Annotated in this window: 19 protein-coding genes; 9 read left to right on the forward strand and 10 right to left on the reverse strand. The window is 70.6% G+C overall.

Annotated elements, in window-relative coordinates:
* On the forward strand, positions 1-418 hold a 418-nt coding region (gene yaaA, locus AS96_RS10305; protein WP_036289379.1), incomplete at its 5' end, for a peroxide stress protein YaaA.
* Here the strand turns inward: yaaA and AS96_RS10310 are convergent.
* Positions 419-880 carry a DUF4282 domain-containing protein gene (locus AS96_RS10310; RefSeq protein ID WP_036289381.1) on the reverse strand — a complete coding sequence of 154 codons (462 nt, stop codon included), beginning with the start codon at positions 878-880 and terminating at the stop codon, positions 419-421. It lies immediately after the preceding gene.
* Positions 881-1,058: 178 nt separating this feature from the next.
* Here AS96_RS10310 and AS96_RS10315 point away from each other — a divergent pair, with 178 nt between their 5' ends.
* From AS96_RS10315 to AS96_RS10325, 3 genes are all read left to right on the forward strand, one after another.
* The gene (locus AS96_RS10315; RefSeq protein WP_036289383.1) at positions 1,059-1,754 is read left to right on the forward strand and encodes a Large exoprotein; all 696 of its coding nucleotides are present in this window, start codon (positions 1,059-1,061) and stop codon (positions 1,752-1,754) included.
* A gap of 187 nt (positions 1,755-1,941) precedes the next feature.
* Positions 1,942-2,730, forward strand: a complete 789-nt coding sequence (locus AS96_RS10320; protein WP_036289385.1) for a PP2C family protein-serine/threonine phosphatase — start codon at positions 1,942-1,944, stop codon at positions 2,728-2,730.
* A gap of 66 nt (positions 2,731-2,796) precedes the next feature.
* A complete protein-coding gene (locus AS96_RS10325) occupies positions 2,797-5,559 on the forward strand; it encodes an FtsK/SpoIIIE domain-containing protein (protein ID WP_036289387.1) in 2,763 nt (920 codons plus the stop codon).
* Positions 5,560-5,619: 60 nt separating this feature from the next.
* On the opposite strand, the gene AS96_RS10330 is transcribed toward AS96_RS10325, so the two are convergent.
* Positions 5,620-6,645: an asparaginase gene (locus AS96_RS10330; protein WP_036289389.1), complete on the reverse strand. Its 1,026-nt coding sequence runs from the start codon at positions 6,643-6,645 to the stop codon at positions 5,620-5,622.
* Positions 6,646-6,709: 64 nt separating this feature from the next.
* On the opposite strand from AS96_RS10330, the gene AS96_RS10335 reads away from it, so the two are divergent.
* Complete coding sequence (locus tag AS96_RS10335; RefSeq protein ID WP_036289391.1) at positions 6,710-7,501, forward strand: MBL fold metallo-hydrolase; 792 nt, start codon at positions 6,710-6,712, stop codon at positions 7,499-7,501.
* Positions 7,498-8,010 carry an OsmC family protein gene (locus AS96_RS10340; protein ID WP_036289393.1) on the forward strand — a complete coding sequence of 171 codons (513 nt, stop codon included), beginning with the start codon at positions 7,498-7,500 and terminating at the stop codon, positions 8,008-8,010. Before AS96_RS10335 ends, AS96_RS10340 begins: the two co-directional genes overlap by 4 nt.
* Here AS96_RS10340 and AS96_RS10345 read toward each other — a convergent pair.
* Positions 7,979-8,809, reverse strand: coding sequence for a lysophospholipid acyltransferase family protein (locus AS96_RS10345; RefSeq protein WP_005048664.1), 831 nt, complete (start codon positions 8,807-8,809; stop codon positions 7,979-7,981). The two genes, AS96_RS10340 and AS96_RS10345, sit on opposite strands and share 32 nt — an antisense overlap.
* 84 nt (positions 8,810-8,893) lie before the next feature.
* On the opposite strand from AS96_RS10345, the gene AS96_RS10350 reads away from it, so the two are divergent.
* Both AS96_RS10350 and AS96_RS10355 read left to right on the forward strand, forming a co-directional pair.
* A complete protein-coding gene (locus tag AS96_RS10350) occupies positions 8,894-9,850 on the forward strand; it encodes an FKBP-type peptidyl-prolyl cis-trans isomerase (protein ID WP_036289395.1) in 957 nt (318 codons plus the stop codon).
* A 23-nt stretch (positions 9,851-9,873) separates the two neighbouring features.
* On the forward strand, positions 9,874-10,956 hold the full coding sequence (locus AS96_RS10355; RefSeq protein ID WP_036289397.1) for a 1-deoxy-D-xylulose-5-phosphate reductoisomerase: 1,083 nt from the start codon (positions 9,874-9,876) through the stop codon (positions 10,954-10,956).
* 140 nt (positions 10,957-11,096) lie between these two features.
* On the opposite strand, the gene pflA is transcribed toward AS96_RS10355, so the two are convergent.
* The 6 genes from pflA to AS96_RS10380 all read right to left on the reverse strand — a co-directional run bounded on the left by pflA (position 11,097) and on the right by AS96_RS10380 (position 17,444).
* Positions 11,097-12,035: a pyruvate formate-lyase-activating protein gene (gene pflA, locus AS96_RS10360; protein WP_036289399.1), complete on the reverse strand. Its 939-nt coding sequence runs from the start codon at positions 12,033-12,035 to the stop codon at positions 11,097-11,099.
* Between the two features lie 49 nt (positions 12,036-12,084).
* Complete coding sequence (pflB, locus tag AS96_RS10365; protein ID WP_036289401.1) at positions 12,085-14,346, reverse strand: formate C-acetyltransferase; 2,262 nt, start codon at positions 14,344-14,346, stop codon at positions 12,085-12,087.
* A 193-nt stretch (positions 14,347-14,539) separates the two neighbouring features.
* Entirely contained in the window at positions 14,540-15,217 is a 678-nt protein-coding gene (locus AS96_RS15730; protein ID WP_051498843.1) for a glutamate ligase domain-containing protein, read from the reverse strand.
* Between the two features lie 21 nt (positions 15,218-15,238).
* Entirely contained in the window at positions 15,239-15,955 is a 717-nt protein-coding gene (locus AS96_RS15735) for a Mur ligase family protein (RefSeq protein ID WP_051498844.1), read from the reverse strand.
* Between the two features lie 105 nt (positions 15,956-16,060).
* Positions 16,061-16,756 carry a DUF1775 domain-containing protein gene (locus tag AS96_RS10375; RefSeq protein ID WP_036289403.1) on the reverse strand — a complete coding sequence of 232 codons (696 nt, stop codon included), beginning with the start codon at positions 16,754-16,756 and terminating at the stop codon, positions 16,061-16,063.
* A 91-nt stretch (positions 16,757-16,847) separates the two neighbouring features.
* Positions 16,848-17,444: a hypothetical protein gene (locus tag AS96_RS10380; protein WP_231477227.1), complete on the reverse strand. Its 597-nt coding sequence runs from the start codon at positions 17,442-17,444 to the stop codon at positions 16,848-16,850.
* Between the two features lie 83 nt (positions 17,445-17,527).
* Here AS96_RS10380 and AS96_RS10385 point away from each other — a divergent pair, with 83 nt between their 5' ends.
* Positions 17,528-18,838, forward strand: coding sequence for a M50 family metallopeptidase (locus AS96_RS10385; RefSeq protein WP_036289405.1), 1,311 nt, complete (start codon positions 17,528-17,530; stop codon positions 18,836-18,838).
* Position 18,839: 1 nt separating this feature from the next.
* On the opposite strand, the gene AS96_RS10390 is transcribed toward AS96_RS10385, so the two are convergent.
* The gene (locus AS96_RS10390) at positions 18,840-20,759 is read right to left on the reverse strand and encodes an anthranilate synthase family protein (RefSeq protein WP_051498845.1); all 1,920 of its coding nucleotides are present in this window, start codon (positions 20,757-20,759) and stop codon (positions 18,840-18,842) included.
* Between the last annotated feature and the right edge of the window lie 223 nt (positions 20,760-20,982).

Here is a 20,982-nt window from a genome sequence, read left to right on the forward strand (position 1 = left end):
CTCCGCGCCCTTCGGGCCGGTCGGCGCTCTCGACGCCATCCCGACCTATCGGCTCGCCGCCGGAACGGCGCTTCCCGGCATCCCGCCCCTGAGGCGTCACTGGGCGGGTGAGGTCACCGAGGCTCTGCGCACGGCCGCGCCGTCGTTCGTCCTGGATCTGCGCTCCGAGGCGTACGTAGCCCTTGGCCCCGTTCCGTCGGAAGTGGCGTCCGCCTACGTGCGCGTGGTGACGATCGGCGAGGACGGCGCGACACGCGCACTCAACCACTTCAACAAGCACGGCAAGGGGACTTTGGTCAGAAGGCTCGCGGAAACCCGCCCGCGCATCGCGACGCGCGAGGCGCTCCTGGCGTGGGCCGAGACGGCGGGCGTGACGCTGCAGGACGGTGCGCCGGGGGAGATCGATCTCGTCGTGTGATCAGTCGCGCGCGGTGTGGGCGGCGGTTCGTTCTGTGTTCTCGGCAATGGCTACGAGGGCGACCCCGGACTCGATGATGAAGCGCAGCACGACGACGGCGAGGAACGCGACGACGGGAACGACGATCAACGTCGACAGGATGAGCGCGATGCCACCGCCCACGTTCCACCACAGCGAACCGATGCCGGAGATGAGGCCCCACAGGAACGTCGCGATGAAGGCGATGCCGATCGCGACGAGGCCCACGAGATAGAAGACGCTTGCCAATCTGCGAGTGATGAACCGCGTGAACGACAGGTCGAACAGGGCGGAGAGGAAGCCGCGACCGATGTCGTCGAGGTCGCCGACCAGCCGTGGAACCCCGGTGTCGTCGACGCCGGCGATGCCGGGCGCGGATGCCGTGTCGCGCGACACCTCCTCTGCGGGACGTTCCGGCAACGGCGGCAGTGTGGGCTCGGTCATCGGCGGATCCTTCCGGCGCGGGCGGGGGTGGCCCCAGGGTAGCGCTCCGGCCGACGCGCGATGCGACGAAACGCTCCGCGGGATCCCTCGCGCCCGTGGCTCCACTACCAATACGATGTGAGCCGGAGCCGGCCACGGTGGTCGCGCTCGACGGCGAGAATCGCCGGGGGAGGTACTCATGGATGATTACTCGGGCGGGAGCGCTGCGGCCGCCGCAGCTGCCCTGATCGTGTTTGCGTTCTTCATCTTCATCTTCGCGGTGATCGGCTACGTGATCAGTGCGTTCTTCCTGATGAAGATCTTCGACAAGGCGGGAGTCCAGGGCAAGTGGCGCGCCTGGGTGCCGATCTACAACTTCATGGTGTTCGCCAAGCTCGGCGACGTCAGCCCGTGGGTCATGCTGGGCGCCATCCTGGTGTCCGGTGTGTTGAACCAGGTCCCGGTTCTCGGGTGGATCATCGCGCTGCTCCCGGTCGCTGTGGGTGCACTGGCCGCGTGGCGAGTGGGCCTGAAGCTGCAGAAGGAGACCCCCTGGGTCATCCTCTATGTGCTGCTCGGCCTGGTCTGGCTCGGCATCCTCGCCTTCGACAAGTCGCGCTGGAACACGAACGTGCCGCCCGCGCCGTGGGCGGCGAACGGCTTCCTCGCCGATCGCACCGTCTGGCAGGGCGTTCCCGTCCAGACGTCGGCAGCGCCCGGAGGCTACACGCCTCCGGCGGGCTACCAGCCTCCGGCGCCTCCGGCGGGCTACCAGCCTCCGGCGCCTCCGGCCGGATACCAGCCGCCCGCGCCGCCCGCGGCCACCGAGCCGCCGGCGGCCCCTGAGTCGCCGACCACGGAGCCGCCCAGCGCTCCGGAGCCGCCGCGCTCCTGAGCGGCATCGACCGTCCTCGCCCGCCCGGGTGCACTGACAGCGCACCCGGGCGGGCGCGCGTGGCGGTCCGGTGGCCTGATGCTCGACCTGCTCCTTCGAGGCGTCCGCCGGTGCCGCGGCGGACTCTGCCCCGGCTGCGCCGCCTGTCGGCGGGGTGCAGACCCGCCCCGTCCACTAGAGTGGGACTGTGCCCGAAGCCGCGACTCACTCGCGCACCCTCCCGCTCGCGGATGGTGCGATCGAACTGCAGTGGGCGGAGCTGACCCACACGGGCCGTCGGCGTGAGGTCAACCAGGACGCCGTCCTCGCACGCTACCCGCTGTTCGTGGTCGCCGACGGGATGGGCGGCCACATCGGTGGTGAGATCGCCAGCCGCAGCACGATCGCACGCCTGGAGTCGATGGTCGGCAAGGGCGAGGTCAGCCCCAAGAACATCGAGAAGGCGCTCTCCAAGGCGGTCGGGGACATCGCTTCGCACCCCGAAGCCACCGATGACGGCACCGGGACGACGGTGACCGGGGTCTACCTCGACACGTCTACCGCCGAACCCACGTGGGTGACTCTCAACATCGGCGATTCGCGGGTCTACCTCTTCCGCGACGGTGGCCTTGCCCAGGTCACCACCGATCATTCCGTCGTCCAGGAGCTCATCGCTGCGGGACGCCTCAGCCCTGAAGAGGCCGAGAACCACCCGTACGGAAACGTGATCACACGCGCCGTCGGTCCCTCCGACGGTGTCGCGCCCGACTACGTGCGACTCGAGGTCGTCGACGGCGATCGCTTCGTGATCTGCAGCGATGGCCTCACGAAAGAGCTGACGGATTACGGCATCCTGCACTTCCTCCTGCAGCACGACGATCCGGCCGCCGCGGCGGCGGCCATGCTCGACGCCGCGTTGGAGAACGGCGGTCGCGACAACATCACGATCATCGTGCTGAACGTGCACCGCACCGGCTCCTCCCCAACGGTGGACTGACGTCCGTCGTGCACCGGTCGCCCCGGTGCGCGTCGCACCGGGGCGCCGCCCCGCTTGACTGCAGGCATGACCGATGTCGACGATCTCGACGACGAGCCGCTCCGCCTGCCGCCCGCCCCGACGCCGCCGGCGCGGGCACCGCTGCCGATCCTGACCGCCATCGTTCCCGTCGTCGGTGCGCTGGTGCTCTGGCGCATCACGGGGTCGGTTCACTCCCTCTGGTTCGCCGCGCTCGGACCGCTCGTCGCGGGGGCCTCGTTCGTCGACGGGCTGCGGACGGCCCGGCGTGCCCGACGGCGTGCCGGGCGTGAGGACCTCCGTGCGCTGGCGCACCTGGAGGAGGCGGTCGCTCGGCGGCACGAGGCGGAGCGTCGCCGTGCGTGGCGGCGTACCCCCGACGTGGCGACGCTGTGCGCCGACGAGGCAGAGGTGTGGCGCTCGGTGCCCGGACGTGATGAGGCACTGGTGGTCGGTCGCGGGGAGGGGGTGAGCACTCTGCGGATGGAGGGCGAGCCCGCCGACGACGCCGCGCGCGCGTTGCGACGGCGAGCCCGGCGCCTGGAGGACGCGCCCGTGACCGTGCCTCTGCATGCGGGACTCGCCGTGCGCGGCCCCGCGGCACAGGCCACGGCGGTGGTCCGGGCACTCGTGATGCAGATCTGCCTCGTGCGTGCTCCCGGTCGGGTCCGGATCGCCGACCCCGAGGCCGTGGGGGAGATCCTGGGCGACGTGTCGCCTCTGCCGCATGCTTTCGCGAGTGCCGGGGATGCGCTGGTGCTCGCCGACGGCGCGGCCCGCCTCGCCTCGGATGCCGATATCCCGATCGTCGTCCTGGCCGACGACGCCCCGCCGCCGACGCGCTGTCGCGCCGTCCTGACTCTCCACGGTGGTGATGAGGCGGTCCTTGACCACGAGGGATCGACACGTTCGGTGCGCATCGAGGCGTTGTCGGCGGCGCAGGCGTCCGAAGTGGCGGCCATGCTCTCGGAGCGAGCTCGCGAGCTGGGTCACCGCGGTGATGCTCCCGTCGCATTCGAGGAGCTCGTCGACGATTGCTCCGGCGCGGGACTGACCGCCGCCATCGGCGTGAGCGCGGGAGAGGTCGTCACGGTCGACCTCGTGGCCGACGGGCCGCACGCGGTCGTGGTGGGTACGACCGGCTCCGGCAAGAGCGAGCTGCTCGTCACCTGGGCGGCCGGCCTGTGTCGCGGACGACACATCGGTGAGGTCTGCCTGCTCCTCATCGACTTCAAGGGCGGCCGGTCCTTCGACGCCCTCGCGGCGCTCCCGCACGTCGCCGGGATCGTGACCGACCTGGATGACCGCGCGGCGGTGCGTGCGGTGGAGAGCCTGCGAGCCGAGATCCGACGTCGAGAACGCGTTCTCGCCGAGCACGGTGCTCGTGATGTGGAGGAGGCCGCGGGAGCGCTGCCACGGCTCGTCGTGATCGTCGACGAGTTCGCCGCGCTGGTGGCCGCGCACCCCGAGATGCACGAACTGTTCTCGGATGTGGCGGCGCGTGGCCGGGCACTCGGCATCCACGCGATCCTGGCATCCCAGCGCGCAGCCGGAGCGTTCCGCGATGGGCTGCTGGCCAATGCGCCGCTGCGGATCGCACTGCGCACCCTCGACGCCGCAGACTCGCGGGCCGTGATCGGGGTCGACGACGCCGTGCGGCTGCCTGGGCGCGCCGAGGCCCGGGGGACGGCGCTCCTGCGGCGTGCGGCTGACGTCGATCCACAGCGCGTGCGGATGGCGCGATGCTCCCCGGTCGCGCTCGCGGCGATCAGCGATGCGGCGGGAAATGACCGCGCGACGGCGCCGTGGCTGCCCCCGCTTCCTCCCGTGGTGGGCCTGGATCGGGTTGCGGTGACCGGTCGTATCGCGCTGGGGCTTTCGGACGAACCGGAGCATCAGCGGCAGGCACCGGTGCTGCTGCCCCTGGCGGCGACGGCGCTGGCGGTGATCGGAGCACCGGGAAGCGGACGCTCCTCGTTGCTGCGCGCGATCGCCCGTCAGCTGCCGCAGCCCCCGACGTGGGTGTCCGAAGACCCCGAGGCGGCATGGGATGCCGTGGGCGCCGCCGCCGTCGGCCGGCGCGACGGGACGGGTGTGGTGGTCGACGACGTCGATGCGCTGCTGACCCGCTATCCCGCGGAGTACGCGGCGGAGATGATGGTGCGCATCGAGCGGCTCGTGCGGGACGCCGGACAGAGCGGAGGCCTCGTCGTGCTCTCCGCGGCGAGATGTGCGGGGTCGCTCGCCCGTCTGCTGGAGCTGATCCCGCACCGCGCCATCTTGCCGCTGGCGACACGCGCCGACCACGTGGCGGCCGGAGGCGACGGATCCGACCATGTCCGTGACCAGCCGCCCGGGCGGGGCCGCTGGGGACGCGTGCTGGTGCAGTTCATCCGTGACGACGCACCCACGACACCAACGGTGGTCGGCTCCCCACCGCCCACGTGGACTCCCGGTGAGGCCGACACGGCCGGTCTCGTGGTCGCTCACGGTTTCGCCCGTGACGGCCTGCATCGCGCGAGTGCGGCAGGAGATGCTCCGATCATCAGCGTCGATGAGGCGGCGTCGCGCGGCGGGGCATCTTCGCGGGCTCTCGTGGTCGGCACGCCCGAGGAGTGGCTCGCCCAGTGGAAGCTGTTGGGCGAACTTCGCACACGTCACGAGTTCGTCGTCTCCGCCGAGTGCAGCGCAGAATATCGCGCGCTCACCGGGCGACGAGATCTTCCCGTCTACGCCGCTGCACGTGCCGACCGTGCCTGGCGCCTCGTGCCGGGCGGTGCCGCACAGCGCGTGCTGCTGCCCTGGTCGTGACCAGCCGAGGAGGAGGAGACGACGGGCCGCGACAACATCGGAACGCCGTAACGCGCCGGGTCAGACGGTGGGGCGGATGCGTCCCACCTCGCGGCCTCCGCCGGTGATCTCCAGCGGCAGCTGGTCGAGCGTCGCGGCGACGTCCGCCGACGACAGAGCGCCCACGCGCTCCAGCAGACGGATCGCGACAGCCGTCGCCACCCGGCCGCTGCCGTCCAGCGTCTTGAGTGCGACCGTGGTGCCGTTGGGTGCCGTCATGATCATGATTCCCTCGGCGCCTCCCTTGGCGAACACGCCGAGCCGCTCGATCGCGATGGTGTCCGGCCGCCCCGGTCCGTCGATCGCCCACGGGTTCTCGCGGACCGCGCGCACCAGCGCTCCGGCGAGGCGGTGGAGGGCGAAGGGGGAGCGCTCCGAGGCGGTGCCGATCCGGTGCGCGGCGCGAGCGAGGGCGGTCAGGCTCATGGCGTACACCGGGGCCCCGCAGCCGTCGATGGCGGTCGTGGAGATCTTCGTCCCCGTGAGGCGTTCGATGACCTCACGGATATGCACCTGCAGCGGATGCTGCGGATCGAGATAGCTGTCGGTGTCCCACCCGTTCGCGGTGCAGGCCAGCAGCATGGTCGCGTGCTTGCCGGAGCAGTTCATGCGGACGCGCGCCGGCTGTCCGAGCTCGCGTACGAGCTCGTCGCGCGTGGCGGTGTCACCGGGCCACGCCGGCGGGCACTGCAGGTGGTCCTCGCCGAGACCGGCGGTCGTGAGGATCTCGCGGACGACGCGGGTGTGTCGGTCGGTGCCACTGTGGCTGGCGGTGGACAGGGCCAGCTGCTCGCCTTCCAGCGTGACACCGGCGGTCAGGCAGCCGAGCGCCTGCAACGGCTTCATGCTCGAGCGCGGCAGGATCGGCGTGTCGACGTCGCCGAGGCTCAGCTGGATCACACCCTCGGGGTCCAGCACGATCGCCGCTCCCGCGTGTCGCGACTCGACGAAGCCACTGCGCTCGACGACGGCGAGTTCCACCGCATCGGCGACCGCGATGGTGCCGGACGGTGCGGAGGGACGGGACACGGTGAGAGGATCTGACACGCAGAAGAGCCTACTTCGCCGCGCACCGCGCGACGGGTCGGCTGGGACCACCGAGGAGATGGGCATGCGCCAGCTGGACGAGGTCGCCGACGGCATCTGGGTCACGACGAGCCGGCGCATGGCCACCACGAGCACCGTCATCGTCGGTGGCGAAGAAGCACTGCTCGTGGATCCCGCGTGGGACGCCGACGAACTCGACGCTCTGGCTGCCACGCTGCGCGTGCGCAACCTGCACGTGCGCGCGGGGTTTGCGACCCACGCCCATCACGACCATCTGCTGTGGCATCCCGCGTTCGGGGACGTCCCGCGGTGGGCCTCCCGCGCCACGGCTGCGCTCGCCGTCTCGGAGCGCGCGGACCTGGTCGCAGCGCTGAGCGAGGACGCACCGCCGTGGCTCGTCGAGCTCATGGGGCGGGTCGACGGGATCGGCGACAGCTTCCCCTCCGACAGTGCGCCGGCCGGTGTGCAGATCGAACCGGTCTTCCATGACGGGCATGCGCCGGGGCACACGGCCCTCTGGCTGCCGGAGCGGCGGGTGCTGATCGCCGGCGACATGCTCAGCGACATCGAACTGCCCCTGCCGTTCTTCCCCGACGACCTGCCGGCGTACCTGGACTCCCTGGACCGCCTCGCGCCTCTCGCGTCCCGCGCCGCCGTCATCGTGCCCGGTCACGGGACGGTGGGCGCGGACGCGCTGGTCCGACTCGACGCCGACCGGCGCTACCTCGACGACATGATCAACCGCGGCCGCTCCGACGATCCGCGTGTCGCGAACCCCGGCATGACCGAGGAGCACGCGCATCTGGCGGAGCTCGCGGCCGCCTACCGCGATACGGATGACAGACTGGCGAGATGATCGGCGAACACCGCTACGCACTCCACGCCCGCTGGACAGGCAACCGCGGCACCGGAACGAGCGGCTATCGCGATTACGACCGTTCGGTCACGCTGGCCGTCGACGGCAAGCCCGCACTGGATGCCTCGAGCGATCGGCCGTTCCGCGGTGATCCCTCGAAGTGGAACCCGGAGGACATGCTGTTGGCCGCGCTGTCGGAGTGTCATCTGCTGTCCTACCTCCACGCGTGTGTGCAGGCGGGTGTCGTCGTCGTGTCCTACACGGACGACGCGACGGGACGGATGATCGAGGACGGTCGAGGTGGCGGCGCGTTCGCCGAGGTGGTGCTGCGACCGCGGGTCGAGGTCGCCGCAGCGTCCATGGTCGCCGCGGCTGAGGCCGCACACGCGCAGGCGCACGAGTGGTGCTTCATCGCGAACTCGGTCAACTTCCCGGTTCGTCACGACGCCGTCGTCACGGTGGCCCCGGATGCCGCAGTCAGCGGCGTTCGTGCGGAAGGACCTGCTTGAGGCGTTCGACGGGATTGGACGCTGGAGCCTCGTTGTAGGCGTTTGCCAGCTCCTGGCCGGAGAGCGCGTGGATCGCGGCCATGATCTCGTCGGTCGCCTGACGGCGGGCGCGCCCGGAGTCGGCGGAGCCGTGATGAGAGAGGTCGAGGGGTTCGCCGAAGCGCACCGTCACCCGCGGGCGCAGGCGGGGAAACTTCGCTCCGACGGGCATGATCTCGTTGGTTCCGACCAACCCCACGGGAATTACGGGTGCGCCGGTCTGCAGCGCGAGGAACGCGACACCGGTGCGGCCTTTGTACAGACGCCCGTCGAGGGAGCGCGTCCCCTCCGGATAGAGCGCGGTCGACCACCCCGCGTCGAGCATCCGTCGCTGCTGCTCGAGAGCATCGAGGGCCGCCTGGCCCGCCCCGCGCTGAACGGGGAATGCGCCGACGGCGTAGAAGAACTGCCGCGAGAACCATCCCTTCAGCCCCGGACCGTCGAAGTAGCTCGACTTGGCGAGGAAGCGCACCGGGCGAGGAGCGGCCATCGGAATGACGAAGGAGTCGATGAACGACAGATGATTGCTGGCGAGGATCACCGCACCCTTGCGGGGGAAGTTCTTGCGCCCCTCGATGCGCGGCCGGTACAGCAGCCGCGCGAGCGGGGCCACGACCCACCGGCCGATGACGTAGGTGGGGCCGATTCCGGTGACGTCATGGGCGCCGTCCGGGGGCTGCAGCTCGCCGGCGGCGTCGGGGGCGGGCTCTGCGGATGTCACCAGTCGAGGGTACTCCCGATCGCATGCCGCGTTGAGCATGGCGCCACGGGCGCGCTCCCAGCGCACGCAGAACAAAGTAGGGGAGGATGGAGCCAATCCGTCTTTCATCTGTGAGGTCCTATCGTGCGCCTGCGCCCGCTCGTCGCTGTTTCCGTCGCCGCCGTGTCCGTCATCCTGCTTGCGGGCTGCTCCGGGTCCACCGGCGCCACCGCGTCGGGGAGCCCGACCGCCGCGCCGGCTGCGGACCTCTGTGACGCGCAGGTCTCCTCGGGTGCCGCCGCCGACGCGGTGACGGTCAGCGGGGATGCGGGAGTGGCTCCCACGCTGTCGTTCACGGCGCCGATCCAGATCGACACCCTGCAGGCCAAGACCATCGACAAGGGGTCGGGTACGCCCGTGACGGCGGGGCAGTTCATCTCCTACGCCATGACGGCCTACGACGCCGAGACCGGTCAGAAGCTCGGCGACATCGGCTACAAGCCCGGGCAGCTGCTTCCCGCGCAGATCTCGGCATCCAGCCCTCTCGGCCAGGTTCTCGGCTGCGGTGCGCCGGGCGAGCGCGTCGTCGCGACGTTCCCGGCGAGCGAGCAGGGTGCGGCGCAGGTCTACGTCGTCGACCTGCTCGGCATCGTCCCGAGCGCCGCATGGGGCGCCGAGCAGGCACCCGTGGCGGGGATGCCGACGGTGTCGCTGGCCGACAACGGAGCGCCCACGATCACGCTGCCGGGCGGCAACCCGCCCACCGAGACGCAGATCGCCACCCTGAAGAAGGGCGACGGGGCCGCAGTCCAGAGCGGCGACCAGGTGCTGGTGCAGTACACCGGCGTGCGCTGGTCGGACGGCAAGACCTTCGACTCGACGTGGGACAAGGGCGGCGTGCCGACGAGCTTCACCACCACCGGTGTCGTTCCCGGCTTCCGCAAGGCCCTGGAAGGCCAGACCGTCGGCTCGCAGGTGCTCGTGACGATGCCCCCGGCGGACGGCTACGGCGAGGGCGAGATCAACACGAACGACCTCAAGGGCGAGACCCTGGTGTTCGTCGTCGACATCCTGGGCGCCCAGACCTCCGCGGCCCAGTAAGTGCCCGCCGGTAGGCTGGCCGCATGCGGCGCATCCTGATCCTCGGTTCGACCGGTTCCATCGGCACCCAGGCTCTGGATGTGATCCGCGCCCGTCGCGACCAGTTCGAGGTGGTGGGACTCGCCGCCGGAAGTGACGCGGCGGGCGTCGCCGCGCAGGCGGCCGAGTTCCAGGTCGAGCACACGGCGCTCGGCGCCGACGAGGCCGAACAGCTCGTGCGGGATGTGGATGCCGACGTCGTACTCAACGGCATCACCGGATCGGTAGGCCTCGGCCCGACACTGGCCGCGCTCGAAGCCGGACGCACGCTCGCGCTGGCCAACAAGGAGTCGCTCATCGTCGGCGGCGATCTGGTCACCGCCATCGCGGCCCCGGGACAGATCGTCCCGGTCGACTCGGAGCACTCCGCGATCGCGCAGGCCCTGCGCGCCGGCACGAGCGACGAGGTGCGCAGGCTCGTGCTGACCGCCTCGGGCGGCCCCTTCCGCGGTCGCTCCCGCGGCGAACTCGAGGGCGTGACTCCGGCCCAGGCGCTGGCGCACCCGACCTGGGATATGGGTCGGGTGGTCACCACCAACTCGGCGACCTTGGTCAACAAGGGGCTCGAGGTGATCGAAGCCCACCTGCTGTTCGGCGTCGATTACGACCGCATCGACGTCGTCGTTCATCCCCAGTCGATCGTGCACTCGATGGTCGAGTTCATCGACGGATCGACCATCGCGCAGGCATCGCCGCCCGACATGCGGCTGCCGATCTCGTTGGGCCTCGACTGGCCCCACCGTGTGGGCGGCGTCGGGGTGCCGCTGGATTGGACCCGGGCGGCCTCGTGGAGCTTCGAGCCTCTCGACGAGGGGGCCTTTCCGGCGGTCGCCCTCGCCAAGCAGGTGGGGCGCGCCGGCGCGACCTACCCCGCCGTGTTCAATGCGGCCAACGAACAGGCGGTCGATGCGTTCCACGCGGGACGCCTGAGCTTTCCCGGCATCCTGGACACGGTCCAGCGCATCGTCGATGCGCACGACGCGCCGCCCGTGCTCTCACGCGGGGCGCTGGTCGACGCGGAGGGCTGGGCCCGCGCCGCCGCCGACGAGGCTATTGCCGCCGGCTGAGGCGAGGCGCCCGCGCGCGCGACGGAGAGGACCGGACCGCCCGCAGAGGATGGGGAGGGCGGTCCGGTCAGCGCCCGATCGGGGGACGATCCGGGCGAGCGGCCGCGGGGGAAGCGGCGGCCGGGGGTAGGGTGAAAAGGTCAGTACGTGAGCAGGCCGTGAGCGCGGAACTGCTCGCGGACCCGGTCGACGAGGTCGACGGAGGGGGGTTCGGTCTCGGCCAGACGGTAGTCGCGCCCGAGCGCGTCCCACTTGTCTCGGCCCATCTGGTGGAACGGCAGCACCTCGACGCGGGTGACCGTCTCGGGGCGGATCTCATTGAGTGACGTGGCGTACGCAGCGACCGCCTCGACGTTGTCGACGTCGTCGGTCAGGCCCGGAACGAGGACGAAGCGGATCCACACCTCGGGCCCCTCGGGCCGAGCGGCCAGACGGCGACCGAACGCCAGCGTGGGTTCGAGCTCGCGCCCCGTCACCTCGCGGTAGGTCTCGGGATTGCCGCTCTTTACGTCCAGCAGGACGAGGTCGACGTCGTCGAGCAGGGCGTCGGATGCCGCGGCGCCGAGGTAGCCGGACGTGTCGATGGCGGTGTGGATGCCGAGCTCCTTCGCGCCGCGCAGGATCCGTGCTGCGAAGGCGGGCTGCATGAGCACCTCGCCGCCGGAGAGGGTGATGCCGCCCCCGGTCGCCTGGAAAACCGCGGTGTAGCGCGCGATGCGGGTGAGCAGCTCATCGCTCGTGACGGGCTGACCGTCCTTCATCGCGAGGGTGTCGGGGTTGTGGCAGTAGAGGCACTGCAGCGGGCATCCGCTGAGGAACGTGGTCAGCCGCGTTCCCGGCCCGTCCACGGCGGTGACGAGCTCCCACGAGTGCACGGAGCCGAGCCGGCCCTCGCGCATCGCGGTGAGGCGCTCATGACGATCGACATCCGAGACCGCGAGCCCGTCGAGGCCGGCGCCCGCGCGCCGGTGGGCGGGCGCCTGGAGGGGGACCTCCAGGCGCACCGCGTCATCGGGAAGTGCGGGAAGGGTGGACGGCACCGCGTTGCACGGGTGGCGACGGAGCATCGCCTTGGCCATTGTCCTCAGCTTCTCTCTGCGTGTCGGTTCGTCTGCCGGAGGATCCGGATCACATGGAGCCGTGGAACGTACGCGACAGCACGTCGAGCTGCTGCTCGCGCGTGAGGCGGACGAAGTTCACGGCGTAGCCGGAGACCCGGATGGTCAGCTGCGGGTAGTTCTCCGGGTGCTCCATGGCATCTTCGAGCGTCTCGCGGTTCAGCACGTTGACGTTCATGTGATAGCCGTGTGAGCCCACGTAGGCGTCGAGCAGACCGGCGAGGTTGCGCACCTGCTCCCCGACGGTGCGCCCGAGGCCGCTGGGGACGACGGTGTTGGTCAGCGAGATGCCGTCCTGCGATTGGGCGTAGGGGATCTTGGCGACCGACAGCGCCGAGGCGAGCATGCCGTGCGTGTCACGACCGTTCATGGGGTTGGCACCCGGGGCGAACGGCTCGCCGGCGCGGCGACCGTCGGGTGTGTTGCCCGTCGCCTTGCCGTAGACGACGTTCGAGGTGATCGTGAGCACCGACTGCGTGGGCAGGGCGCCCCGGTACATCGGGTGACGGCGGATCTTCGACATGAAGCTCTCCACCAGGCCGACAGCGATCTGGTCGGCGCGGTCGTCGTCGTTGCCGTAGCTCGGGAACTCGCCCTCGGTGAGGTAGTCCACCACGATGCCGCGTTCGTCGCGCACGGGGGTGACGGTGGCGTACTTGATGGCCGACAGCGAGTCCGCCGCGACGGACAGTCCCGCGATTCCGCAGGCCATCGTGCGCAGCACGTCCTTGTCGTGCAGGGCCATCTCGATGCGCTCGTACGCGTACTTGTCGTGCGACCAGTGGATGCAGTTGAGGGCCTCGACGTAGGTCTCGGCCAGCCAGTCCATCGTCTTGTCGAAGCGCTCCATGACGTCGTCGAAGTCGAGCGGGCCGTCGCCGACGGGTGCCGTCACCGGCGAGACCTGCTTGCCGGTGACCTCGTCGCGGCCTCCGTTGATCGCGTAGAGCAGCGTCTTGGCGAGGTTCACGCGCGCACCGAAGAACTGCATCTGCTTGCCGACGCGCATGGGGCTCACGCAGCAGGCGATCGCGGCGTCATCGCCCCAGGCGGGGCGGATGATCTCGTCCGACTCGTACTGCACCGCCGACGTGTCGATGGACACCCGTGCGCAGTAGTCCTTGAACCCCTGCGGCAGCTCGGGGCTCCAGAACACGGTCATGTTGGGCTCGGGCGCCGGACCCAGGTTGTAGAGGGTCTGCAGGAAGCGGAACGAGTTCTTCGTCACGAGGGGGCGACCGTCCTCGCCCATGCCGCCGATCGTCTCGGTGACCCAGGTCGGGTCGCCGGAGAACAGGCTGTCGTACTCGGGGGTGCGCAGGAAGCGGACGATGCGCAGCTTGATGACGAAGTCGTCGATGATCTCCTGCGCCTCGGTCTCGGTGATCAGGCCCGCCTGCAGGTCGCGCTCGATGAAGACGTCGAGGAACGTCGAGGTGCGTCCGAGCGACATCGCGGCGCCGTTCTGCTCCTTCACGGCGGCGAGGTAGCCGAAGTACAGCCACTGCACCGCTTCCCGCGCGGTGGTCGCCGGCCCGGAGATGTCGAAGCCGTACGCCGCTGCCATTTGCTTCAGTTCGCCGAGCGCGCGGATCTGTTCCGCGTGCTCCTCGCGCATGCGGACGACCTCTTCCGAGAACGGCGTGGTGTCCAGACCGAGCTTGTCGACCTTCTTGGCGGCGATCAGCTGGTCGATGCCGTACAGCGCGACGCGGCGGTAGTCGCCGATGATGCGGCCGCGGCCGTAGGCGTCCGGGAGTCCGGTGATGACGTGCGAGCTGCGCGCGGCGCGGACGTTCGGCGAGTACACGTCGAAGACGGCCTCGTTGTGCGTCTTGCGGTAGCTCGTGAAGATCTCCTTGAGGGTCTGGTCGACCTCGTAGCCGTAGGTCTCGAGCGCGCCCTCGACCATGCGCCAGCCGCCGTTGGGCATGATCGCGCGCTTCAGCGGCGCGTCGGTCTGCAGGCCGACGATGAGCTCGTCGTCCTTCGCGATGTACCCGGGGCCGTGGGCGGTGATGCCGGCGGGCGTGTGCGCGTCGACGTCGTAGATGCCCTTCTCGCGCTCGACCGGGAACATCGCCGACAGCGTGCTCCAGATGCGCGTGGTGCGGGCCGTGGCGCCGGTCAGGAACGAGGCGTCGCCGAGGTACGGCGTGTAGTTGCGCTGAATGAAGTCGCGCACATCGATCGCGTCCTGCCACGGGCCGGCGGTGAAGCCGTTCCAGGCGACGGGCTGCGTGTCCTGTGCGGAGGGGGTGACGGTGGTCATGATTCGCTTCCTCAAATCCTCGTGGGAGCGGCCCGTCCACCCATCCGTGGGCGAGTCGTTGAGATCAGCGTAGCGCTTGTGGTCAGACCACAAAGAGAGCATGGATGCCGCCGACAATCGACTCTCCGGAAAGACGGACGCCCCTTGTGGTCAGTCCACAAGGGGCGTCGCGGGGTCGCGGGTGTCGCTGGTCTCAGGCGGGGCGCGTCGGATCGGAGTCCGGCGTGGAATCCCGCGGGTAGGGCACCACCCACGACGGTGCCGGCGGGGCCCATCCGGCTGCGGCGAGGGCTCGGCGTGCGAGCTCTCGCGCCGAGTACGGCACACGAACGCCTCGGATGTCGCGATAGTCCTGGTGGCCGGGGCCCGCCCAGAGAATCGCGTCGCCGTCGCCGACGCGCGAGTTCGCCTCGACGATCGCCCGTTCCGGCGGCGAGATCTCGAGGATCTCGGTGGCCGACACGGCGGCGCGAGCGCCGGTGAGCAGTTCGGCGCGGATGTCGTCGGGGTTCTCGTGTCGCGGATGGTGATCGGTGATGATGAGGATGTCGCTGCCGAGCGCGGCAGTGCGTCCCATATCGAATCTCTTGGTCGTGTCGCGGTCGCCGTCGGCGCCGAACAGCATCAGAACGCGTCCCGGGGTGATGCGCCGCACGGCGGCGAGTGTCTTCTCGAACGCGTCGGGGGAGTGGCCGAAGTCGACGTAGACCGCCGGGCCGCTCTCTCCGGACACGCGCTGTGTCCGCCCCGGGACAGCCGCCTCGATCCGGCGGCCGTCGAGGGCCGCGGCCAGCCGCTCCCACGCGTAGCCCGCCTCTCGGAGCATCACGATGGCGAGCGCCGCGTTGGAGGCCATGTGCGGGCCGATCACCGGAACAGTGGTCGTCAGCGACTACCCATCGGGGCCGTGAAGAGCGAAAGTGGTGCCGTGTTGTCGCTCGGCGACGATGTCCACGGTCCAATCCGCCGCGACCGGCTCCACGGCCAGGGCCGGGGTGATGATCGTCGTGGTGGGAACCCTCGCTGCCGCGACGACCTCGACGCCGTATTCGGAGTCGAGGCTCACCACCGCCCGACGACTGCGTTCGGGGGTGAACAGCGGCAGCTTCGCGCGGAGGTAGGTGCCCATGTCGCCGAAGTCGTCGAGATGGTCGTGCGTGAGGTTGGTGAAGCCCGCGACATCGAAGACGATCCCGTCGACGCGGTGACGTGCCAGTGCCTGCGCGCTGACTTCGTCGGCCACCGCCTCCACTCCGCGCTCGCGCATGTGCGCGAGCAGAGCGTGGAACTCGGGCGCCTCCAGAATCGCCTTGAGGAGATGTGCGACGCTCGTCTTGCCGCTCGTTCCCGTGACGCCGAGCATGATCGGCACGTTCTGCTCCGTGCCGTAGATCCAGGCCGAGATCTCGCCGAGGATGCCGCGCGGATCGTCCACCACGGCGATCGGCACGCCGGCGTCGGCTGACAGCTCCGCACCCGCGCGGTCGGTGATGACGGCTGCCGACCCCGCCGCGACGTCAGCCCCCACGAACTGCGCACCGTGATGGTTGCGGCCGGGGAGCGCGACGAACAGATCGCCGAGACGCAGGTCGTCCGTTGCCAGCGTCACTCCGGAGCGAGAGCCATGACCAGGCTACCTCGTTCATTTCGGCACGCGGCCCGGTTGCCACACGGGCGGCGACCGGGCCGCTGGCTAGGACGAGCCGGGTATCCGTCAGGCGCGGCGTCGACGCACCAGCGCGACGACGAGCGCTGCGATCGCGGCGGCGAGGGCGCCACCGCTCAACCAGCGTGCGACCGGGTCGGCATCCGACGCCGCCGCGGCGGTCGTGGCGGCGTGCGCATCTGCATCGCCGTCGGTCGTCGACGCATGCCCGTGGTCGCCAGAGCCGGTCGACACGGCACCGACCGCGACGACGGGGGCAGGCGCTTTCAGATCGTCTTCGCTCTGCCCCTCGGCGGCGACCTCCGACCAGTCGGTCGACCCGGTTTCGCACGTCTGCAGGACGGGGAAGGCCACCGAGGTGTTCGCGGCGCTCGACGAGAAGATCACATCGAGCGCGACCGAGGCCGCTACGCCGGAGTCGACCGGCGTGATCGCCGTGAACGTGACGGAGGACGGGATGCCATCCGTGTTCAGCTCGCGGGAGATCTTCCAGGCGCCGTCGAGCACCGGCTTCACGCCGTCGATGCCCTGGGGGATGGTGATCTTCACCGCGGTGGTGGGCGAGTCCTCGCAGCCGTGGCTGAACGAGAACGCGAGGCGTGTGGTCGACCCGGCATCCGACGCATCCGGCGTGACGTGCACGTGAGCCGATGCGGCGAGGGGGGCCGCAAGCACCAGGGCGGCGCCGGCGAGGACGCCGGCGATCGTGCGTGCGCGGCGGCGGGAGGCAGGGGTGACAGTCATCAGGGTGCTCTTTCTGTTCGTTCGTGGCGCGGCGGATGCCGCGATGACGGGTGCCGCGGGGTGCCGCGGGGTGCCGCGGATGCGGCGGTGCTCAGCGTGCGAACGCCGGCGGACCCCGTCGAGTGAGAACGGACAGGTGGGCATCGGCACGCGCGACGCGCGTGCCGGGAGAGGGGATGACGACCCAGGGGAAGGCCTGCGGTGCCGGCGAGTGGGCGCGGTGCAGGACGCGTCGGATGCCGCGGGCCAGAACCGCCAGAAGCCGCTCGCCGTAGGCCACGAGCGCGATGGTGACGACCGCGGCCAGGGCGTGGGCGAGGAGCATCCCGACGCTGAGATGAGCGGCGGAGTGTCCGGGGCCGGCAAGGGTCTCACCGGCCGAGAGTGCGCCGTGCACGTGCCCGGTGCCGGCGGCGGGGAGGGAGGCGGGTCCGATCACGGCGAACACCGTGTGCAGTGCGATCTGCGCCGCCGCGATGGCCGCGGCCGTCCGCGGGAGACTCCGGCGTCGTCCGACGAGAGCGACGGCGACGGGCGACGTGAGAACGGTGACGGCCAGGATCAGCCACAGCGGGGGTGGCTGTCCGCCGCCGAACGTGTGCCCCGTCGAGGCGATCGTCGTCGCGATCGCCGCTGCGGTCGTGCCGCGCAGGGCGCGCACACGGCGGCTCGTCGATCGCTGGGGCACCTCACGAGCCTACCGGCGCCGAAAGGGGTGTGCCGCGCGAGGGCTGAGCAAACTCAAAGCGGCGACCGGTAGCCTCTTGGCTCGTGACCCTCATCGCCTTCATCGTCGGCGTCGTGCTGCTGGTCGTGGGGCTCGCGGCATCCATCGCTCTGCACGAGGTCGGGCATCTCGTGCCTGCCAAGCTCTTCGGCGTGCGCGTCGGCCGCTACATGGTGGGCCTCGGGCCCACGCTGTGGTCTCGCCGGTTCGGTGAGACGGAATACGGCGTGAAGCTCCTGCCGCTCGGCGGCTACATCTCCATGGCGGGTATGTATCCGCCGGCCCCGCAGACCGTGGCGGCCACGGCCGCCTCGCGGGCGCGCGCCGGCTTCTTCGCGTCGATGGTGCAGGATGCGCGGGCCGCCAACGAGGAGACCCTCGACGGCGTGGACCGCACCGGAACCTTCTACGCACTCCCCGTGTGGCGGCGGATCGTCATCATGCTCGGTGGCCCGGTCATGAACCTTCTGCTGGCGATGCTCCTGTTCGCGATCGTCTTCAGTGGCATCGGCGTGCAGACCGCGACGACCACCATCGCCGCGGTGAACCAGTGCGTGCTGCCGGCAGGATCGACCCAGACCGCGTGCGCGGCAGACGATCCCGTCTCACCGGCCGCGGCGGCCGGCATCCAGACCGGTGACGTGATCGTGTCGGTCGACGGCACGTCGGTGCAGACGTTCGAGGAGGCGTCGGCGATCATCCAGGCCTCGCCCAACCGCGCCATCGCCGTCGTCGTCCGCCGCGACGGTGTCGAGCAGACCCTCCAGGTCACACCGCTGCTCGCGCAACGTCAGATCGCGGGGCCCGACGGCACCACCGTCACCGCCGACGTCGGCTTCGTCGGAATGACCGCGATGACGGACTATGTGCACCAGCCGCTGTGGGCGGGTCCCGCCGCAGCGGTGCAGCAGGCCGGTCAGGTCGTCGGCATCATGGGGCAACTGCCGGCACGCGTCTACCAGACGGCGTCCGACATGATCACCGGGGCTCCGCGCGATCCGAACGGGCCGCTGTCGGTGGTCGGCGTCGGCCGGCTCGCCGGCGAGGCCGCGGCCACCGATGCGCCGGTGCTCAACCGCGTCGCCACCATTCTGGGGCTGTTGGGCTCGCTCAACCTGGCACTGTTCGTCTTCAACCTCATCCCGCTGCTGCCGCTGGACGGTGGCCACGTGGTGATCGCCCTCTGGGAGGGCGTGAAGCGCGCCTGGGCCCGGCTGTGGCGCCGCCCGCCGCCGCGCCCCGTCGATGCGACCACGCTCGTCCCGGTGACGTTCGTCGTGGTCGTCGCGATCGTCGTGATGGGCGGCATCCTGATCCTGGCGGACATCGTGAATCCGCTCAAGATCTTCGGCTGAGTCAGTCGAGAGCCCAGGACACCAGTCGTTCGAGCGTGGCGAGGCCGTCGCGCGAGAGGATCGACTCCAGGTGCCCCTGCACCGAGGCGTAGCCCGGTCCGCGCAGGGCGTAGACGTCACCGGAGCCCCCATCCGCCGAGATCTCCGTGCGCCCGAGGCGGGCCGTTCCCGGGTTCACGCGGGCCGTGAACGTGTTGTAGAACCCGATCGACGATGGTTCTCCGAAGACGTCCACGGTCTTCTGCAGGCCCTGATGGGGCGTCGCCAGGGGAGCGAGGTCCAGGCCGAGCCGGTCGGCGAGGATCTGGTGGCTCAGACAGACCGCCAGGAGGGGCCGACCGCCGTCGAGGCGGGCGGCGACGACGTCGCGCATGGCGCGGATGCGGGCGCTGCCGTCGTCCCGCGGATCGCCCGGCCCGGGTCCCGCGACGACGATGTCGGCCGCCGCGAGAGCGTCGGCTTCCGCCGCGGCACGGCTCCAGGGCACGATCGAGGTGGCGAAGCCGAGGTGACGCAGCTGGTGGGCGAGCATCGTGGTGAAACGGTCCTCGGCATCCACCACCACCGCCGTTCGGCCGACGTAGGGACCCGCGGCAGCGGTCTGCTGCGGGTTCAGCCAGAAGGGGGCGAGCCGCTCGTTGCGCGCCGCGAGCAGCGCGGCGATCGACGGATCGTCGGCCAGGCGGGGCGCGGTCGATGCCGGGGCGTCCTCGTCGAGGAGCGTGTCGGGGGCCGCATCGCGTGCCACGGCGCCGATGGCCCCGAGCACGCCGGCCGCTTTGCCGTGGGTCTCTCCGACTTCGCCCTCGGGGTCGGAGTGGCGCACGAGCGTGGCGCCCACGGGAACGCGCAGGGTGCCGTCGACCAGGTAGGCGGTGCGGATGAGGATGGGCGCATCCAGGTCGTGGCAACCGTCGGCGGTGGGGGTGAACAGTGCCGCGACGCCGGAGTAGTAGCCGCGGGGCTCGCGTTCGTGCCGCTGGATGACGGTGCACGCGTTCTGCATGGGCGATCCGGTGACCGTCGGTGCGAACATCGTCTCGCGCAGGATGTCCCGCGGGTCCATCGTGCTCGTGCCACGCAGCATGTACTCGGTGTGCGTCAACCGCGACATCTCCTTGAGATGCGGGCCGGTGATGCGTCCGCCGTCGCTGCAGACGGCGCTCATCATCTTGAGCTCCTCGTCGACGACCATGAAGAGCTCCTCGGTCTCCTTCGTCGACGACAGGAACGCGGTGAGCGTCTCGGCCGTGGCACCTCCGGCGGGGTGGCGGAAGGTGCCCGAGATCGGGTTCATCGTGACGACGCTGGTGCCCGGGGTCGTGACATCGCCGCTCTGCGCGCTGACGTGGGCCTCCGGGCTTGCGCCGACTGCGAGGTGTCCGGGCGTGGACACCAGGAACGTCCAGTAGGCGCCGCGTTCGTGCTCCAGCAGGGCGCGGAACCAGGTGAGTCCCGCGGTGAGCGCGTCGGTGTCGACGGATGCCGTGAAGTCGCGGCGGATGACGAAGTTCGCTCCTTCGCCCCGGCCGATCTCGTCGGTGATGACGCGGCGGACGATCGTCGCATACTCGTCATCGCTGACATCGAACCCGGCGTCGGTCAGCGGCACGGTCTCGGACGGCAGCGTCGACAGCAGCGCGGCCCGCTCGAGCGTCACGTGCTCGTCGACCAGGAGACAGCGCAGGGGTGCGCCGTCGTCGTGACACGAGAAGCCGCGTTCGACCACCTGGCGGTAGGGGACGAGGGCGAGCACCTCGTGCGGGGTCCCGTCGGCGTCGGTCAGGGGGATGTCGGCCAGCAGCGGGACGTCGACCACCTCGCCGACCAGGAGCTCGACGGTGTCGGCTTCCCGGGCGATCAGGGCGAACGCACGGCCCGTGCGCAGCACGGACTCCAGCGGGGAGGGGCTCGGGGTCATCGCCGGGCCTTTCTTCAGGTCGGGCGGGCTGCGTTCGTCCGGGAACGAAAAGACCGCCTCGAGGGCGGTCTGTGTCGTGGGTCGCGAGCACACCGCCTCAGCGGGTGGGCCACCAGGAGGTGTTCGCGAACATGCGGTCACGATATCAGAACGAGCGATGACGATCACCGCGCAGCCCCCGCGCAGTGTGCGCGGCGTAGTCTGGTGCAGTGCCAGCAGTGAA

This window comes from Microbacterium sp. MRS-1 (genome assembly GCF_000585455.1).
In the GTDB taxonomy this organism is placed as follows: domain Bacteria; phylum Actinomycetota; class Actinomycetes; order Actinomycetales; family Microbacteriaceae; genus Microbacterium; species Microbacterium laevaniformans.

Excerpts from the sequence above, each read along its gene's own strand:
- AS96_RS10310 (WP_036289381.1), bottom strand. The coding sequence starts at position 880 with ATGACCGAGCCCACACTGCCGCCGTTGCCGGAACGTCCCGCAGAGGAG.
- AS96_RS10315 (WP_036289383.1), top strand. The coding sequence starts at position 1,059 with ATGGATGATTACTCGGGCGGGAGCGCTGCGGCCGCCGCAGCTGCCCTG.
- AS96_RS10325 (WP_036289387.1), top strand. The coding sequence starts at position 2,797 with ATGACCGATGTCGACGATCTCGACGACGAGCCGCTCCGCCTGCCGCCC.
- AS96_RS10335 (WP_036289391.1), top strand. The coding sequence starts at position 6,710 with ATGCGCCAGCTGGACGAGGTCGCCGACGGCATCTGGGTCACGACGAGC.
- AS96_RS10340 (WP_036289393.1), top strand. The coding sequence starts at position 7,498 with ATGATCGGCGAACACCGCTACGCACTCCACGCCCGCTGGACAGGCAAC.
- AS96_RS10345 (WP_005048664.1), bottom strand. The coding sequence starts at position 8,809 with ATGCTCAACGCGGCATGCGATCGGGAGTACCCTCGACTGGTGACATCC.
- AS96_RS10355 (WP_036289397.1), top strand. The coding sequence starts at position 9,874 with ATGCGGCGCATCCTGATCCTCGGTTCGACCGGTTCCATCGGCACCCAG.
- pflA (WP_036289399.1), bottom strand. The coding sequence starts at position 12,035 with ATGGCCAAGGCGATGCTCCGTCGCCACCCGTGCAACGCGGTGCCGTCC.
- pflB (WP_036289401.1), bottom strand. The coding sequence starts at position 14,346 with ATGACCACCGTCACCCCCTCCGCACAGGACACGCAGCCCGTCGCCTGG.
- AS96_RS10375 (WP_036289403.1), bottom strand. The coding sequence starts at position 16,756 with ATGACTGTCACCCCTGCCTCCCGCCGCCGCGCACGCACGATCGCCGGC.
- AS96_RS10390 (WP_051498845.1), bottom strand. The coding sequence starts at position 20,759 with ATGACCCCGAGCCCCTCCCCGCTGGAGTCCGTGCTGCGCACGGGCCGT.